Below are 16,534 nucleotides of genomic sequence, written 5' to 3'. Positions count from 1 at the left end.
CTCACTTCGGCCACGGGGGTCCCGGTACGGCTGAAGTTCGCCTAGAATGGACAGCGCCTTGTCCCGAATACCCCCGAGGTACCTCAATTGAAGAACGCACCCCGAACAAGACGCGGCCGCTCGATCGCGTCCGGAATCGCCGCGATCACCATCAGCGCGGTCAGTGCCACCCTACTGACGACGCCCGGAACCGCCGCTGCACAGGACGACGTCGACTGCGTCTCTCTAGACGACAATCCGATGGCACCCACCGACCAGGCCTTCGAGATCGCTTCGGCTTGCGAGCGTGAAGTCCGCATCGACATCCGCTCTTGGCCCCACCTGACGGTCACCGCGACTCCCGATGGACTCCTCCACGTCGTCAGTGCAGTGGGCGGCACCGGACAGCATCGGAACGACGGAGCTTTCGACGCGACCATCGCGGAACGGGACGGACGTCTCGTGCAGTCCGCGACGAAATGGGAATTCAGGCTCCGCCACACCGGCGAGGACGTCCCGCTGATCGACGTCGCGGGCGTGACGCTTGACTGGACCGGTGAGGCCCCCGTACCGAGCTATTCCGGCGCCACAGCCGTATACGACGACCTCACCGCCGGCCTCGATCTCAGGGTCGACCTCGACATCTCTTCCGCGGGACTCGCGTTCACCGCAGAGGACCCCGAAGCGTGGGATGCCCTGACCTCAGGTCTGACGGCGCAGGGCGGCAGCGGAACGCTCCGGGCCCTCGACGGAGCCCTCAGGTACAACGGCAAGACCGCGGACCCCCTGTGGATTCCGGTGAGGACGACGCCCTTCACCGTGCGGGACGCCGAGGGCGCGATCAGCCCGGTGGGTCTCGCGCTCGATGAGGCCGGTTCGCTCAGCGTGGACACTCCCGCCGAGGTGCTCGACACCGCCGCCTTCCCACTGACGCTCTCGACGCAGTGGACCTACCTCGACCCGATGATCGGACACTGGGGGTCGGTCACCTCCGCCGCACCCGATCTGGCGCTCTACCGTGGTCAAGCCGGCATGGAGTCGGCCTACTTCGAGGTCGCGGGCGAAGGGGCCGACGCGGTCGTGGGCACCTATTGCGACGCCGTGGTCGCGCCCGACTGCCCTGAGACCGCCGCCGCAACCTACTGGAAGCTCCCAGGTCCGGACCTCCCGCGCTACGTGGTGCCAGACGGGATCGAAACTGAGCTGCGGGTCGTCGAGGCCGAGTTCAAAGTCGACGCCGCAGACGGCGCGACGTGTGCGGCACCCGAACTGCACTTGACAGACGGATACGAACCCGACACCGTCTGGTCCGCGCTGCCCACCGCGACCGGCGCCTCGGTCGCCGGGGCCTGCCTGGACGGCAGCGCGGTGTACGACGTCAGCGACATCGTCGGCGGCGAATGGTCCGGCGGCGGTCTCCAGAACGACCTCACGTTCGGCATGACCGAAAGCGCCGACACCGCCCGCTTCCGCGGCGGCTCGGGCAGACTCGACGTGTACTTCGACCCCTACGGTGTCGACTTCGATGCCCCCGAGCTATGCGGGTGGAGTCCCGATCACCCCGACTACACCAATTCGACGTCGCTCGAATACGGAGGCTTCCGGTTCGAGACATGGCCTCCGGCGACCGCCGAGATCCCATACACCTGGACCGCGACGTTCTCCGACGCCGCGACGGGAGCAACGCTGTTCACCACCGAGGAGCGCGAGGTTCTTCGCGGAGACAACCCGATCTACCGGCTTTCAGGGTCCGATGCGCTCGGCGACGGCCGGTATCTGATCCAGTACGAGTTCGCCTCTGCCGAGTCCGACAGCGGCTATGAGCCGGACGCCTGCTCGATCGTCAAAGACTCCGCCGACCCCGAGATCGTCGACATCTCCGTGAGCCCGAGCCCGATCTTCGAAGGCGACTCCTACAACCTCGAGGTCTCGGTCGCGGACGACGGCTTCCCCAGCGGATCGGGGACCCTGCAGGTGCGGTGCATCGGTAGCGTGTGCCCGGACCGCCAGTACGCTTCGCTGACCGATGGCACCACCGCCTCGTTCGATGCCGTGGCTGGCGGAGGCTCCGACTGGTTCAACGTCCTCGTCACCGACGAGGCGGGCAACCAGACGGACCGATTCGGGACGGTATGGACCTCGCAGGGAGACTATGACAGCGACGGCCACGAAGACCTGTACACGATCCGCAGGTCCGACGGGCGCCTCGTATTCCATGCGGGGCGGGGCGACGGCACCTTCGCGAGCCCGGAGGTGCTCGGGACCGGCTGGGGCAAGATGGACATCACCCTCGCCGGGGACGTGACCGGCGACGACATCCCGGACGTGGTGGCGAAGAACCGGCGCGACGGCTTGCTCTACACCTATCCCGGTGACGGCACCGGAGGATTCCAGAGCCGCCTCCAGATCGACAGCGGAGGGGAGTCCATGCGGACCTTCACCGCCGACGGCGACTTCGACGGAGACGGCCACCTCGACCTCCTCGCGATCGAGGAGGGCTACGGCACTCTCTACCTGTACAGGGGAAACAGCGACGGCACCTTCGAGGAAGGCCGCGTATTCGGTTCAGGATGGGGCGCGGTGGACACGTTGACCACTGTCGGCGACGTGAACTTCGACGGTTTCTTCGACCTGCTGGCGAGAGACGCCCGGACCGGGGAGTACTTCTTCTGCCTCGGTGACGGGGATCGCGACTTCGACGAAAGGGTCACCCTCCCCGCCTCCTTGTCCGACAGCTCCTCCTCGAGGAGATACAGCGAGATCGCTGCGGCCGGAGACCTCGACGGCGACGGCTACCCCGACGTGGCGGCGCTTGACCCGCAGACGGGAGAGCTCAGCCTCCACTCCTTCGACTCAAACGGTGACCTGGTGCTCGGCAGCCGTCTCGTCGGTGATGGGTGGGAGGGCGACCGACTCCCTTCGCCGCGAGACGACCGCACCTACGACTTCGACAACGACGACGCTTCGGACATCCTCGCCCGGAGAGCCTCGGACGGAACCCTCTTCCTGTACCCCGGGAACGGAGACGGAAGCCTCGAGCCGCGTGAGAGCTGGGGTTCGAGCTGGGAGTCGGTGGATCTGATCGAGACGGCCGGGGACTTCAACGGCGACGGCGCCTCCGATGTTCTCGCGCGCGATGCGGATTCGACCCGGATGTACGTCTACCTCGGCGACGGCAACGGAGGCTACTCCGGGACTAGGATCGCTTGGGGTACCTGGAGTTCGATGAGCACCATCGTCAGCGGTCACGACTACAACGGCGACGGCATCAACGACGTCATCGCCGTACACAAGTCCACCGGCTACCTCTGGCTCTACCCGGGCACCGGCGACGGCTACCTCGAATCCAGAATCCAGATCGGCTCGGGCTGGAACGCCATGCGCGAGCTCACCGCCGTCGGCGACCTCAACGCCGACGGCAACGCCGACCTGATCGCCGTCAGAGCCTCCGACGGCTGCATGTTCTACTACGCCGGCCACGGCGACACCACCTTCGACTCACGAGTCCAAATCGGCTGCGGCTGGAACAACTACGACCAAGTCACCGGCATCGGCGACTTCAACAGCGACGGCCACACCGACTGGATCGCCCGACGCCAAACCGACGGCAACCTCTACCTCTACCTCGGCAACGGCGCCGGACGCACCCAAGGCCGCGAACACATCGGCCACGACTGGAACTCCATGGACATCATCGCCTGAACCAAGCAACAACAAAGCGGGCCGCGACCGAAGGAACGATCGCGGCCCGCTACGTCTCGTCGTCGCTCAGAATCAGGCGTGGTCGAGGCCGAGCTCCATCTCGTCGCGGCCGTACCAGGCCCGGAGACGGTCGGCGCCGCGGCGCATCGCGGCGATCTCGGCGGCCGTGAAGCCGCGGTGACGGTAGGACTCGATGACGACCCTGTCCGACTTCACCGTCGCCTTCCAATGGCCGATGAGCTGGCCGTCCAGCAGGATCACCGAGTTGAAGCGCGGCCGCTCACCGGCCTTCGCGAGCGGCAGCGTGTGGTGCAGCACCCAGTCCTTGGTGTCGGTGTAGGAGCACAGCATCTCGTCGAAGCCCTGCACGAAGTCCACCACCGGGCCGCTCTCGCGCGGCTCGGGCGGCTCGGCCTCGAAGTAGCAGGTGCGCCCGCCCAGGTCGATCGACTTGAGGCCGAGGTCGGCGATCGCCGCCTTCGCGTCGGCGACCTTGAGGCTCGACCACCGCGTGAAGTCCTTGAGCGTCGCCGGGCCCCGCGAGGTGTAGAAACGCCGGGCCAATTCGCGGATAGCGGTCTCGCGGTCGATCGCGCCGGCCGGGACGCGCTCGTCGAAATTGGCGTAAGTCTGCTTCTTGCCCTTCGGGGAGCCCGAGCAGATCGCCTCGGTCAACTCGGCGTGCATGAGGAGGTGAATGAGACGCTGCCCGGTCGGGTCGCTGATCCCGGCCTCGGCCAGCGCCTCGGAGGCCTCCTCGCGCGTCAGGTGGCGTCCCCCGCCGGTGGCGTCGGCGAGGATCTCGTCGCAGCGCACCAGTGTGGCCTCGTCGAGGCCCAGCGTGCGCGCCATCGAGGCGTGGACCTGGAGGACCCGGTCGGCGGTGGCGGCGAGCATCATGCGCAGGTCGACGGCGGGCACGGTGTGCCAGGTCGTTCGGAGGACGTGGGTGCGCAGCACCGTGCCGTCCTCGATCAAGGCGTCGACCGCCTTGAGCGGGGCATAGGGCACGGCGGGGTCGGAGGAGACGGTGCGCATCGCCGGGGTGAGCTTGTAGGCGGCGATCTCCTGTGATTGGACGGCCCCGAGGTGCGCGAACGCGTCCAGCGGCGTGGAGTGCCGCTCACCCCACAGCCGTTGGGCGTGGGCACGCCAGGCGGCTACTGCTCCGGGCTTGGGGTCGCGGGTGCGGCTGGTGGATGGCTCCATCCGCACATGCTATACACGCCAGGCGACATGAGGCCTCCGCAGAAACGCTCGGCTCCGGTGGACAAATGTTGCAAAGAACGGCCACACTTATTGGCATGTCGCTTCCCCAATCGGTCCTCAGACTGTCGACCGACGTGCTCGCCGAAATGAACGACGATGACCGGTTGGCCTTCGCGTACGCGCACGGACCAGCGCTATCGGGCTTCGGCGACGACGCCCACCTGGTGTGCGTGTGGGAGGGCGAGGCGGTCCCCGACGAGGTCAACAACGAGGCGGTGCATCTGACCGTCGCCGAATTCGAGGGCTTTATGGACCAGCTCATGCTCGGAGAGGGCTGGCAGCACCCGGGCGATGAAGCACTGCGCGTGATCGGCCTGTTCGCCGACGGCACGCTGCTGGCCGACGACTCGGAGCTGGGGTCGCGGGCTCGGGTGGATGTGACCGAATTCCCACAGGCACTCGCCGACGCCTCCAGGGCCGCCCTGGAGAAAGAGGCCGACGAGATCGCGAAGCGCCTGGGCGACGCCGAAGACCCGTGGGAGCTGGCCGAGGCGCTCACGTGCGGGCTGCACCGGGCGTACGTGGCGTTGTTCGCCGCGAGCGGGCACTTCTTCCCAGGGCGCGAGCACCGCAAGGAATTCGTCGAGCGTTATCTGCTCGGTGACGAGGTGCTGGAGGCGGAGGCGGCCGTGTGGGCGGCGGCGGAGGCGCCCCCGACCGAGCGGGCCGAGGCATTGCCGCTGGCGTGGCGGGCAATGGCCCGCACGGTGCTGGACAACTGCTAACCGGCGCTGCCTGGTGGCCTCGTAGAGGGCGATCGAGCCGGCCGCCGCGGCGTTGAGCGACGAGGCGCCGCCGCCGATGGGGATGCGCACGGTGACGTCCACCGTCTCTTTCCAGGCGCGCGACATGCCGTCGGCCTCGCGGCCGATGACCAGCAGCGTGGGGAGCGTCAAGTCGAAGTCGGCGAGGTCCGACGCGGCGTCTTCGTCGGTGCCGACCATGCGGACCGGACCGCCGGCCTGATGGGCGAGCCAGGCGGTGACGTCCTGGGGCCGGTCGACGTGGGCGACGCGGGTCGAGAACAGCGAGCCGGTGGAGGCCCGCACGGCCCGGGGATCGAACGGGTCGGCGCCGTGGCCGCTCGTGACGAGGACATGCGCCCCGAAGGCATCGGCGGACCGAATCAGCGAGCCCAGATTCCCAGGGCTGCCCGGCCGGTCGAAGACGATCCCCAGGAAATCCGGCCCGGCCTTGACCTGATCCAACGTCGTGTCCGGCAGCGAGACCACGGCCAGCAGCTCCGGTGCGTCGGCGTCCTTCTCGCCGAGCTCGGCCATGAGTTCGCGCGACACGGCGTAGCCGTCACCGCCGCAGGTCTCGAGGACCCGCTCGGCCCAATCGGACAGCCGCCGGTCGGCGTCGTAGAGCACCTCCTGGAACTCCCACCCGTGCTCCAGCGCCAGGTCGATGGGGCGCACGCCCTGCACGAGGAACGCACCGAGCTGGTTGCGCTTCTTCCGGTTGGTGAGCAGCGCCTCCCACTGCTGGTAGCGCGCGTTCTTGGTGGTCACCCGCAACTGCTTGCCCATATGTCCCGTTCCCCTCGTAACGCCGAACGCCCATTCTACGAAGCGGCCCTCCTCGCACCCCTGGAGCGACCGCCCATGACCTAGCGCACAACCCCGTACCCGCTTGCAGGCCGAACCGGGGTCCGGGTAAGCTGGTGCGCGGCCTGGTCATACGGGCCGGGCATGCGCCCCTAGCTCAACGGATAGAGCATCTGACTACGGATCAGAAGGTTGGGGGTTCGAATCCCTCGGGGCGCGCCAAACATAAAGGTCAGGGCCGGGAGCAATCCCGGCCCTGACCTTTTCCCATCCCCGCAGAACGGATCCAGAACGGACGGGAACGGACGCCTACCCGGCCCCGGCGAGTACCGCCTCGCGCCCAATGTCCACATTGGATACAACGTCACGCAGGAACTCGTCGATCGCGCCCCGCCCGGACTCGAGCTGCTCGAGCTCCCGGTGCAGCGCCTCGCTCCCCTCGTATGACTCCAGCCGCTCCAGCCGCGAGCGGACGTCGGCGAGCTGGCCGGCGAGATCGGCCACAACCGCCGCGAGTTCCTCCATCGCCGACATCGTCACCAGCGCGCGCTGGCGCTCCCGGTCGAGGGTCTCGGCGACCGCCCAGATCTCCGAGTCCCACAGGTGGGCGTACGTGTTCAGCGTCTCCGACGCACTGGCATGCCCCAACAGCTTCTGCACCGACAGCGGCGTGGCCTTCGCGCGGATCGCCAGGCTCGCCGCAGTGTGGCGGAGCTTGTGCGGCGTGAGCCCGGCGGGGAGACCGATCGCGTCGCGAGCGGCGTAGAACTCACGCGGCCGCCAGTTCCGCAGCCGGACCGGGCCACCCTTGATCGCGAACAGGTAGTCGTCGTCGCCCTTGCCCGCGCACAGCCGCTCGATGTCGGGCAGCAGCGACAGCGGGAGCGGCACGGTGCGGGCCTCGTGGTCCTTCGGGACGTCCTCGTAGATCTCCGCTGTGGACCCGTCCTCGATGAGCGTCCGCCGCACGGCCAGCGTCGGCCGCCGCGCATCGCGGTCGACCAGGCCGACCCGCATTGCCAGCGCCTCGCCGGGGCGCATCCCGGTGTAGGCGAGTGTACGGATGAGCGTGCCGTTGACGCCCGCTTCGGCGCCGGCCTTGAGGCGGCCGTAGGCGCCGACGAGGCCGTCGGCGGCATCGGCGAGCGCTTCGACCTCGAGGTAATCGAGGTAGCAGTGGTCGTGGATGCGCTTCGGCTTCGGCCGCTTGATCTTCTTGCGGTCCCGCATGGGGTTCGACGGCAGGAACTCCGGTGTCGCCCAGTCCAGGATCGCGTTCATCACCGTGAACACCATGCGCTTCTGGGAGGCGCCGAGCTTCTCGGCCTCTATGGTGGTCTCGCCGCCGCCCTTCTTCAAGCGCGCGAGCCACGGCGCGATGACCATCGCGGACATCAGCCGGACCGGAACAGGGGCCCATCTCGGTCGTATATGCGTCTTGATCACCTGGTCATACTTCTGGAGCGACGACCGCTTGACCTCGTCGCACGATGCCTGCCACGAGTCGATGAGCACACCGAACGGCGTGTCTCCGGCGTTCGGGTCGATGTAGATCGAACCCATGTCGCCGTTGAGTTCGCGCTCCAGTTTGCGCTTGAACCCGTTCGCAGTGTCGACGCGGCCGCCAGCGGCATCGCCCAGAACTTGGAAGGTCTTATTGCGCTCCTTGCCATCCGGGTCGATCCAGTGGACCCGCCAGCGACCCGGCGGTGTCCGCTTCGACACCTTCGCCTTCTTGACCGCGTCCTTGTAGGACTGGTGCTTGCTGCGGTCAGCGATCCAGACTCGCTTGTCCATTAGTCCGCCTCGCCATTGCGGGGCAGGTGACGCGGCACCCGAGTCGGTTTGCGGATTCCGCCGGCGGGCGTCGGCGACGACATCGAGTACAGCTGCACGGGCGGCGGGGTCGGCGAGGGCATCTCATCGAGGTTCTCGGCGATGAGCGCCCGGGCTCGCCGCACCTGCTCGTCGCGCTGGCGGTCTTCGACTTTGGACGCGAAGTCGCTGAGAGCGCTCTCGATGAGCTCGGCGACTTGCCCCAGGATCTGCTGGTGCTGGACGCGCTCGGCGTCGACACTGGCCTGGATGTCGCGGGCGGCCTCGAGCAGTGCGAGGTGCTGGAGTTCGAGGTGGTGATGCTCGTGGCGCGAGCTGCACCGCTGAGTCCAGGCAATGGCGATCCCCGCGCAGATGATGGCGAGGGCGAGGAGAACGCCGCCTGCGTCGGGGCGGTGGGCGACGTACATGCCGAGGGCCGCCAGGGCAAGGGCGGCTACGGCGATGCCTAGTCCAATCCGAGCGGCGATGCGGCGGCGTTCCCGGTCAGAGAGTTCAGAGAGTTCAGAGGACTCGAGGTTGGTTCCGATGGTCGGAAAGTCGATCATGAGGGCTCACCTGTGTCGTTGTGCTGACAATCCGTATGGTCCCACCCATCACAAAACCGTATCCGGCCCGTAGCTCTCGGTTTAGGGACTGATCGGATCTGAATATTCGTCCGATCAACCGACGTGACTTTCGGTGCCGGAAGTGATAATGGTCACTCGTTGGGACAGGTTCAGGCGGATGCTGCGCCCTGGCCGCCGGTGCCTTCTTGTTGCTCCTGCTGCTCGCGTTCACGCTGCTCGATCTTGAGCCGCAACTCGGCGGTGAGCGCGCGAATCAGGCTGAGGTACACGTCGACCTCGTCGGATCGGACGTGCTCGTTCTTGAGGATGCGGTCAGCGTCCCGCAGCTCGGCGCGGATCTCCTGCTCGCTCATCGCGCGGATAGGCGCCGGCGACGGGCGGCCGAACCCGAGCACACTCCACGGGACGGCAGGATCCACGTCGAGGAAGTCGCAGAACTCATTCAGCGTGCCGGGCTTCGGGTACGCCCCTTTCGGACCGGGATCGGCCCATCTGAAGTAGGTGCTCTGGTGGATCGGCGACGCATCGATCAAGTCGGTCACGGTCGAGTACCCGAGCCGTGCTTTCGCGTGGTCGACGGCGCCAAGCAGCCACTTGATCCAGTCGTTCCGGCGTGTGCGTTCCCGATCTTCCGGGCTGGCGTCCGCTCCCCCAGGCTCGATTTCAGGCTCCTCGTCTCGCGACCGCGACATCCTCTCAATGTAGGCCCACGGTTGACGTCGTGCCTGGTAGGTGCTGATTTTGTCGCGCGAGTGCGAGTATCTTGGTGGCCTGGTCGGCGGGGGATGCACGGTGCGGGCCGCAAGGAACTCGAGGTTCCGCAGGTTACGGCGGGAAACTCTGGGAAGCATTTCTTCATAGTATGTCGCATTGACGCGAGTGTACTCATACTTTCGGTCAGCTCGGGACACTGAAAGTACGATCAGGAACTCGCGCTATTGCGAGTCGCGCGAGTGCGAGTTGGGCTGACTCGCATGAACGCGAGTGAACTGGCTTCCTCGACTCGCACGAGAGCGAGTCGGGCCGCCCACGACGGCGACCGGCCGGGCGGGGCTACGCCGCCGCCCAAACCGCGCCCCAACCCGCGGCCGCCGAACCAGTCGGGGAGCGCCAAACCGCTGCTGACGGCTGCCGAGTTCGAGGCCGAATACGGGATCCCGAGGAAGACGCTCGCGAACTGGCGCTCCCTGGGCACCGGGCCGCAGTACACGAAATCGACTCCCGGACGCGGCGGCCGCATCCGCTACCGCCGCATCGACATCGAGGCGTGGCTCGACGAGATCACCGTCGCGCCGGCGAGCGTGACGTAGAGGCCTTACCAGGCGGCGCCATCCCACACGGCGCCGCACCGGGGCCCGCCCGCGAGGGGGGCGGGCGGGCCCCGGCAATAACCCCCTCGGCGCGACGTAGAGCAGCTCGGCAGCTCGCCGGCCTCATTGGCCGGAGGTCACCGGTTCAAATCCGGTCGTCGCCACGGAAAAGAGAAATGCCCCGGCCGCTGAACCCGGCTCGGGGCCGATCTCCAGGACACATAGCGAGAAAGGCAGTCCTGATGACCACGGAACAGACTACCGGCTGGGAAGACCAGCAGCAACGCGTTGAGACGAGCGCCGCCGACCGCGCGAAGCTCGCCGAGCGCTTGAGGGACATGGCCGACGCCATCGCCGACGGCGCACTCCCGATGGACGAGTACACGTACGCGGCTATCCAGTACAACCTCCGCGTCCGCGACTTCGCCGACCGTGAGGACGCGCTGGCCGAGCTCCAGGCGATCGCGACTCGGCTCGGCGTCGACGTGTTGCACTCGGACGACCGCCACCAGGTGACACGCATCTGGGGCAGCTCCCTCGGCGTTCGGGCCGAGTACAAGGCGATCCTCTGGGAGGACTCCGACGAGGCCACCGGCGCGAATGCCGACCACGACGAGCTGCCCATCGAGGAGCCGGCCTCCATCGAAGGTCGCAAGCTCGAGGTCGCCTACCTCGTCCGCCACGACAACGGCCCGCGGCTCCAGCGCATCTACGACGCGCTCACCGCCGAAGACCTGCACGTGTACCTCCACGACGTCGACGACCCCGACGCGACCGTCACCATGAACGGCGACGAGCACGACCCGTCCGCCAAGGTGCGCGTGGACACCGGCGATGCCCGGCACCTCCCGACGCTCAGCGCTTTCGGCGACATCGGAACCTACGCCAAGTGCATCGCGGGCATCGTCCGCGGCAAAGGCCTCGGCTACATCCTCTGCGCCGCGGACGCCTGCATCAACCCCGTCGCGGTCGACCGCGCCTGGTGCTCGACCCGATGCGCCCCCGACGACGCGACCACGGTGACCTACAACGTCGACCACGACGACCCAACCATCGCACACGCGGTGCTGACGCGCCTGACCTACCAAGTCGGGATCGCGCTCGTCGCCTCCGGCGAGCCCGACGTCGACGTCACCGCCGTCGACGGCATGGTCCTGGTCGACGACGGTGACTCGCCCTCGGTCATGCTACTGCCGCTCGAGCAGCACACCACGCTCGACCAGTACGTCGTCGCGCTGGTCCACGCGATCAAGGGCGAGGACTCGACCGACCACGACGAGCCCGTGCGGTGCTCCGAGCCGGCCGAGGTGGCGCTGCGCGGCGTCCACGCCGACGGGCGCGTGCTCACCGCGTTCGCCTCCCGGAGGCACGCCGACTCCGAGCGGGTCGTTCTCGAAGCCGAAGGGTTCGCGGTCGTCCAGCTCGACACCCCGCCCGGCATCGTCCCCTCCACCACCTGCGGACACCGCAGCCAGCTCGCCGGAGGCCAGCTCGCCCTCGACAGCATGCCCTGGACGGCGGTGCAGCTGTGAACGTTCTGAATCTGTCCGGAGCCCCGACCTACACGGTCGATATCGCCGACATGGCCGACTGCGACGAGACCGCCACGGTCTCCCTCGGTGACGCCTGGGCGTGCGAGATCCACCGCTGGGAGCTCCTCGCCGCCGACGAAGGCATGAACCTCATGCTCCCCCTGGCCGGTGCTGGCCGCAAGTGCGGCGAGCACCTCCGCGGCCCCGGAACGGCGGTGACCACATGAGCACGGACCCGTACCGCTACGAAGGCCGCGGCTTCGTCGTCGGACCCGACCTGGTCGAGGAGGACACCACCGAGCTGCGGATCGTCCGCGCCGCGGCGCCGGCGCAACTCGCCGAGACCTCGCACGACGCCGACCGCGCCGCGCTCCTGGACACGCTCGACCAGCACACCACCCGGATCCGCGAACTCGCCGCCACCAACGACACCGACGGCACCCGCGAGCGCATCCACGGCGCGATCGCCGCGCTCCAGCAGCTCGACGCGAACGTCGCCGAAGCCAACCGCGCGAAGCGCGACAAGGAAACCGCGAAGGCGTTCAACGACTGGGCGACGGGCGGTGAGCAGCGATGACCGACCACGACCACCGCCTGTTCGCGGCCATGACCGTCATCCTCGTCGGCTTCTCCACATTCTGCGCGCTGGCCGCCGCCCAGCTGGACACGCTCGGTGCCTCCACCATCGCCTCACTCGTCCTGGCGGGCATCGCCGTCGCCGTCGGCGCTGGCGCGGTCGCGCTGGCCTGCTGGTGGCGCGCCGAGTCCGCCGCCGGGGACGAGTCGGATGCCCGCTGCGAGCGACGCGGGCAGAGCCGCCGCGCCACGACCGTCACGTTCCCTGAGCCGATGGACGCCTGGGCGCCGCCGACGCCGCCGATGCGCCCCGAGCCGCTGTTCCGCGCGGCCTCCGCCGGGGAGCGGATGTGGTCGGTCACCGGCCAGTTCGCACGGGCGGGAGGTGAGCGGTCATGGCCGGCCTCGTACTGACGCACCTGCTCGCCCTCCTCGCCGGAGGCGGGATCGGTGCTGGCGTCGTGCTGGTGATCCTCCAGCCGCGCCTGGCCGACGCCGCCCGCGACCTCAAGTCCGTGCAGCAGCGCCTCGCGCTGGCGACGCGCCGGATCTACCGGCTCACCGGGCACTGGCCCGAGGCCACCAACACCGTCGATGACCCCGAGAACCTGCGAGGAGTGAGGCAACCGTGAAACCGTTCTGGCTGCCCAATTGGGACCGCCGTGACGAGCCCGAGCCGATCGAGCTGACTGCCGAGGAGCAAGCCGCCGTCGACCAGCTCAAGGGCATGCGCGCGATGGACTTCGCCGCCCCCGGCATCGACACCAACTCGGCCCGCCGCGATCGCGAGGTCCACGGCGCGACCGCCTCGGACCTCGGCGACCTCGACCGGCACTTCGACGAGATCACCGCCGCCCTCTGGCCCGACCACTAGCCACCTTCGGCGGGCCCCGTCCCCAGGCCGGGCCCGCCACCACCCGAAAGGCACGACATGACGACCGAAACCAGCGGCACGGCGACCAAGCCGAAGGACCGCGTCCAAGAGATGGCCGAGCGGTTCGCGCGCGAGACCTCCGACCACGAGTTGACCATCGCCCTCGACGACGGCATGTACCGGCACCTCCGGTTCCGCAAGCCGGGCACGGGCCTCTACTGGTTCGACCTGGTCACCTGGCCCGGCATTCTGGTCATCAATGGCGACTGCGGCACCTACGTGTTCTCCCGCATCGACGACATGTTCGAGTTCTTCCGCCGCGCCGACGGCAGCATCAACCCGCAGTACTGGGCTGAGAAGCTCTCCGACGCCGGTCGCAGCGCCAAGGCGTACAGCGAGCAGGTCTTCCGTGCCCGGCTCGAGGAGGCGCTGGCCGACTACGAGTGCGAGTACCCCGTGCAGACCGAGGACGTCGACAAGGCCCGCACCGTCATCGCCGAGCACGAGGAGCTCGCCGACCTCGGCTACGAGGACAACGCCCGCGACCTCCTGAACGAACTGGAGCGGCACACCGTCGTCGTCGGCGACCTCACCTGGGAATGGGACCTGTCCGATTGGGACTGGCAATACCTCTGGTGCTGTCACGCGATCGTGTGGGGCATCGCCCAGTACGACGCCGCCAAGGCGGGGGCGTAGCCATGGCCGAGCCGACGATCCCGGAGCGGCTGCGCCGCCTCCACCACCTGTACTCCGCCCGCGCCGCCGCGTTCGCCGCGATCGACGCCACCGGCTCCGATCGTTTCCGCCGCATCCTGGACCGCCGCATCGACACCGAATGCGAGGCGATCCTTGCCGCCGCCGACGAGCGCGGCTGCACGGCCGAGGAGCGGCAGCGCCTCGGCTCCGCATTCGGCGACCTCTCCGGCGCCGCCTACGAGCAGGCCCGGCAGCGCCTGATGCAGGATGCCTACCGCGCTGGCGAGAAATCGGGCGCGTTCGAGCCGAAATCGCAGCTAGTCGAGGAGCGCCGTCACCACCGCCAACGCGCTCTCGGCGCCGAGCAGACCGCGCACGCAGCCATCCGGGACGCCCTGGCCGCACTCCAGATCGCCGAGACGAACGGATAGCCATGACCGACACGATCCCCGCGTCCGCGCCGCCGCTACCCACGTGCGACGACGACGGCGACCACATCCTCACCTTCGCCTTCGGGCGGACGTACTGCGAGTGCAACCACGCCGCCGTCATCAACTTCCACAACGTGCGGGCGGCGGGCGTCAAGCTCGACGAGGAGCGGGTGCCGCTGTGGTGGCTGGACGCGCTCCGCCCCGTGCCGCTCGCCGTCGACTTCGGCGACCTGACGCTCGGGGCCCTGTGGACGCGGCTGTGCGACCTCGCCGAGGCCATCGCCGCCGGCCAACACACCTGGGAGACCTGGGGCGACTTCTGCGCCTCCTGGGTCGGCATGCCCGGCGCCCAGGCCGAGCGGTTCCTCGACCTTCTCAAAGAGGTCGGGATCGCTGAGGTCGTCATCTCCCCTTGGAACCACTCCGACTACGCCGGCCGCTGGCACAACGGCGCCGAGTGCGGCTGCACCAGCGTCGACCTGATCCTGCGCCCGAACCGAGACAACACCATCGCCGCCGCTGCGGCAACAACTGGAAAGGACGCCACGTGACCAACGGTGTGCAGCACCTCCCCGAGCAGCTCCTGCAGGACATCGTCGAGCGCGACGACTTCTCGTGCGTCCCGTGCGGCAACGCCCTGTGGGGGCCTGTGGACGAGCGGTGGACGCTCCACCGCCGCATCCCCGAGAACCCGGTCGCGGACCCCGCCGACGCCCGCGACCTGTGGGGCCCGGCCAACCTGATCTCGGCCTGCATCCTGTGCGCGGACCTGCTCGACTCCACCGCCCCCGAGATCCGGCGCACCGCCCGCGCCCGCGGCCTGGTGGTGTGGCGCTCCGAGGACCCGACCTTCGTGCCCGTGTACGTGGCCACGGGCATCAACCAGCCGAAGGCCGCGCTGACGGGGACGGTCGCGGCCCGCGCGTGGCTGCTCGACGGGCACGGCCGCCGCCGCCCCGCCCCCGGCCCGGCGCCGGCGGGCCCAGTGTTCTCCGGGAGGAGGCCAGCGTGAGCAACCCGACCGACTTCCTGGAGAGCCTCGACAGCCCGGACTGGTTCGCCGACGCCCGCTGCACGGACCCGCGCATCAACCCCGACGTGTTCTTCCCCGTGCCGGGCCAGACCGTGCGGGCCGCGAAAGCGATCTGCGCCGTCTGCCCCGTCAAGCGGCGATGCCTCGAGTACGCGCTGGGCGACACCAGCCTGCGAGGCGTCTGGGGCGGCATGAGCGAACGCGAACGCCGCGCCGAGCGCCGCTGGCGCGGCGTCCGCGCGCCCCACAAGCGGTTCTGCGCCAACCGGCACCCGCTCGCCGATGACTCCAGCTTCTACGTCCGGCCGGACGGCCGCCGGGAATGCCTCAAATGCCACGTCGCCCGCGGCAAGGAGCGCACCGAGCAGCGCCGCTTCGAACGATCGACGGCGGTGGCCAGTGCCTAAGCGAATCCAGCGCAAGCGCGTCAAAGGCTGGCGGATGCCTGCAGGCGCGATCTACGTCGGCCGCGGGTCGAAGTGGGGCAACCCGTTCCGTGTCTACCGCTGCGACTGCTGCGGCCACTGGGACGTGGTCGACGACAACGGCGTGCAGCACCACATTGACCACGCCGTCGCGCGGGGCGAGGCATCGCCCATGGGCATCGTTCTCGACCCAACCTCCACGCCTTCGAGCGAGGGGCAGCGCCGAGAGGCGGTCTCCCACGCAGTCGAGCTGTTCCAGCAGGACATCGAATGGGGCTCGGCGGCGTTCACCGCCGACCAGGCTCGCGCCGAACTGGCCGGCCGGGACCTCATGTGCTGGTGCCCGCTTGACCAGGCGTGCCACGCCGACGTCCTGCTCGAACTCGCGAACGGCGGTGGACCGCAGTGAACGAGCCGACTCAAGCTCTGGCCGCCGCGGTCGCCGAGCGGGAGAGCGAGGCAGACGACGACCTCATGCACATCGTGTGCGAACACGACGAGGACACCGCCCTGTGCGGCACCGACCTCGCCGGCGCCGAATGGGGTGAGGGACTCAGCTGCGTCGTCTGCGAAGACCTCGACGACTACTACGACGAGCTCGGCATCTGCTGCCCCAAGGGCGGGAGTGACCAGCCGTGACGAAGCCGTACACGGAGTGGCTCGCCGAACGAGCTCACAAGGACAAGAAGCCCTACCCGAACCGGAAGCGCGCCAAGCAGGGCGCTCGACGGCAGGCGCTCCGCTGCGGCGAA

At 68.7% G+C, this 16,534-nt stretch carries 19 protein-coding genes, 2 tRNA genes and 1 pseudogene; 17 read left to right on the top strand and 5 right to left on the bottom strand.

Features of this window, described 5'->3' with window-relative positions; all coding sequences use genetic code 11:
• Positions 1 to 240: 240 nt before the first annotated feature.
• Complete coding sequence (locus ACYVK3_RS16465; protein ID WP_460498425.1) at positions 241 to 3,681, top strand: FG-GAP repeat domain-containing protein; 3,441 nt, start codon at positions 241 to 243, stop codon at positions 3,679 to 3,681.
• A 72-nt stretch (positions 3,682 to 3,753) separates the two neighbouring features.
• Here the strand turns inward: ACYVK3_RS16465 and ACYVK3_RS16460 are convergent, their stop codons facing one another.
• Together ACYVK3_RS16460 and ACYVK3_RS16455 are read right to left on the bottom strand one after the other, a co-directional pair.
• Complete coding sequence (locus tag ACYVK3_RS16460) at positions 3,754 to 4,890, bottom strand: winged helix DNA-binding domain-containing protein (protein WP_460498424.1); 1,137 nt, start codon at positions 4,888 to 4,890, stop codon at positions 3,754 to 3,756.
• 779 nt (positions 4,891 to 5,669) lie between these two features.
• Positions 5,670 to 6,482, bottom strand: a pseudogene (locus ACYVK3_RS16455) (TrmH family RNA methyltransferase); the annotation flags it as partial.
• 164 nt (positions 6,483 to 6,646) lie between these two features.
• On the opposite strand from ACYVK3_RS16455, the gene ACYVK3_RS16450 reads away from it, so the two are divergent.
• Positions 6,647 to 6,722: transfer RNA gene (locus tag ACYVK3_RS16450), tRNA-Arg, on the top strand.
• 87 nt (positions 6,723 to 6,809) lie between these two features.
• Here ACYVK3_RS16450 and ACYVK3_RS16445 read toward each other — a convergent pair.
• The 3 genes from ACYVK3_RS16445 to ACYVK3_RS16435 all read right to left on the bottom strand — a co-directional run bounded on the left by ACYVK3_RS16445 (position 6,810) and on the right by ACYVK3_RS16435 (position 9,597).
• Positions 6,810 to 8,297, bottom strand: coding sequence for a tyrosine-type recombinase/integrase (locus tag ACYVK3_RS16445; RefSeq protein WP_460498423.1), 1,488 nt, complete (start codon positions 8,295 to 8,297; stop codon positions 6,810 to 6,812).
• Complete coding sequence (locus ACYVK3_RS16440) at positions 8,297 to 8,884, bottom strand: hypothetical protein (protein WP_460498422.1); 588 nt, start codon at positions 8,882 to 8,884, stop codon at positions 8,297 to 8,299. The genes ACYVK3_RS16445 and ACYVK3_RS16440 overlap by 1 nt, the downstream gene beginning before the upstream one ends.
• 170 nt (positions 8,885 to 9,054) lie before the next feature.
• Positions 9,055 to 9,597, bottom strand: a complete 543-nt coding sequence (locus tag ACYVK3_RS16435; protein WP_460498421.1) for a hypothetical protein — start codon at positions 9,595 to 9,597, stop codon at positions 9,055 to 9,057.
• 282 nt (positions 9,598 to 9,879) lie between these two features.
• Between ACYVK3_RS16435 and ACYVK3_RS16430 the strand changes: the two genes are divergently transcribed.
• From ACYVK3_RS16430 to ACYVK3_RS16360, 15 genes are all read left to right on the top strand, one after another.
• Positions 9,880 to 10,215, top strand: coding sequence for a helix-turn-helix domain-containing protein (locus ACYVK3_RS16430; protein ID WP_460498420.1), 336 nt, complete (start codon positions 9,880 to 9,882; stop codon positions 10,213 to 10,215).
• Positions 10,216 to 10,305: 90 nt separating this feature from the next.
• Positions 10,306 to 10,379, top strand: a tRNA-Met gene (locus tag ACYVK3_RS16425).
• A gap of 78 nt (positions 10,380 to 10,457) precedes the next feature.
• Positions 10,458 to 11,747, top strand: a complete 1,290-nt coding sequence (locus tag ACYVK3_RS16420) for a hypothetical protein (RefSeq protein ID WP_460498419.1) — start codon at positions 10,458 to 10,460, stop codon at positions 11,745 to 11,747.
• Positions 11,744 to 11,974, top strand: a complete 231-nt coding sequence (locus ACYVK3_RS16415; protein WP_460498418.1) for a hypothetical protein — start codon at positions 11,744 to 11,746, stop codon at positions 11,972 to 11,974. Before ACYVK3_RS16420 ends, ACYVK3_RS16415 begins: the two co-directional genes overlap by 4 nt.
• The gene (locus ACYVK3_RS16410) at positions 11,971 to 12,324 is read left to right on the top strand and encodes a hypothetical protein (protein WP_460498417.1); all 354 of its coding nucleotides are present in this window, start codon (positions 11,971 to 11,973) and stop codon (positions 12,322 to 12,324) included. The genes ACYVK3_RS16415 and ACYVK3_RS16410 overlap by 4 nt, the downstream gene beginning before the upstream one ends.
• A complete protein-coding gene (locus ACYVK3_RS16405; protein WP_460498416.1) occupies positions 12,321 to 12,737 on the top strand; it encodes a hypothetical protein in 417 nt (138 codons plus the stop codon). Before ACYVK3_RS16410 ends, ACYVK3_RS16405 begins: the two co-directional genes overlap by 4 nt.
• On the top strand, positions 12,719 to 12,955 hold the full coding sequence (locus ACYVK3_RS16400) for a hypothetical protein (RefSeq protein WP_460498415.1): 237 nt from the start codon (positions 12,719 to 12,721) through the stop codon (positions 12,953 to 12,955). Before ACYVK3_RS16405 ends, ACYVK3_RS16400 begins: the two co-directional genes overlap by 19 nt.
• Positions 12,952 to 13,197, top strand: a complete 246-nt coding sequence (locus ACYVK3_RS16395) for a hypothetical protein (RefSeq protein ID WP_460498414.1) — start codon at positions 12,952 to 12,954, stop codon at positions 13,195 to 13,197. Before ACYVK3_RS16400 ends, ACYVK3_RS16395 begins: the two co-directional genes overlap by 4 nt.
• Positions 13,198 to 13,254: 57 nt before the next feature.
• Entirely contained in the window at positions 13,255 to 13,893 is a 639-nt protein-coding gene (locus ACYVK3_RS16390; RefSeq protein WP_460498413.1) for a hypothetical protein, read from the top strand.
• 2 nt (positions 13,894 to 13,895) lie between these two features.
• The gene (locus ACYVK3_RS16385; RefSeq protein ID WP_460498412.1) at positions 13,896 to 14,324 is read left to right on the top strand and encodes a hypothetical protein; all 429 of its coding nucleotides are present in this window, start codon (positions 13,896 to 13,898) and stop codon (positions 14,322 to 14,324) included.
• 2 nt (positions 14,325 to 14,326) lie between these two features.
• On the top strand, positions 14,327 to 14,875 hold the full coding sequence (locus ACYVK3_RS16380) for a hypothetical protein (protein WP_460498411.1): 549 nt from the start codon (positions 14,327 to 14,329) through the stop codon (positions 14,873 to 14,875).
• Positions 14,872 to 15,336, top strand: coding sequence for a hypothetical protein (locus ACYVK3_RS16375; protein WP_460498410.1), 465 nt, complete (start codon positions 14,872 to 14,874; stop codon positions 15,334 to 15,336). The genes ACYVK3_RS16380 and ACYVK3_RS16375 overlap by 4 nt, the downstream gene beginning before the upstream one ends.
• Complete coding sequence (locus ACYVK3_RS16370) at positions 15,333 to 15,764, top strand: WhiB family transcriptional regulator (protein ID WP_460498409.1); 432 nt, start codon at positions 15,333 to 15,335, stop codon at positions 15,762 to 15,764. Before ACYVK3_RS16375 ends, ACYVK3_RS16370 begins: the two co-directional genes overlap by 4 nt.
• On the top strand, positions 15,757 to 16,191 hold the full coding sequence (locus tag ACYVK3_RS16365) for a DUF4326 domain-containing protein (protein WP_460498408.1): 435 nt from the start codon (positions 15,757 to 15,759) through the stop codon (positions 16,189 to 16,191). Before ACYVK3_RS16370 ends, ACYVK3_RS16365 begins: the two co-directional genes overlap by 8 nt.
• Positions 16,188 to 16,421 carry a hypothetical protein gene (locus tag ACYVK3_RS16360; RefSeq protein WP_460498407.1) on the top strand — a complete coding sequence of 78 codons (234 nt, stop codon included), beginning with the start codon at positions 16,188 to 16,190 and terminating at the stop codon, positions 16,419 to 16,421. Before ACYVK3_RS16365 ends, ACYVK3_RS16360 begins: the two co-directional genes overlap by 4 nt.
• Positions 16,422 to 16,534: the final 113 nt, after the last annotated feature.

It is taken from the genome of Glycomyces tarimensis (assembly GCF_054776215.1).
The sequence above is the reverse complement of the archived record's forward strand: the minus strand, read 5'-3'. Positions and strand labels throughout refer to the sequence as shown.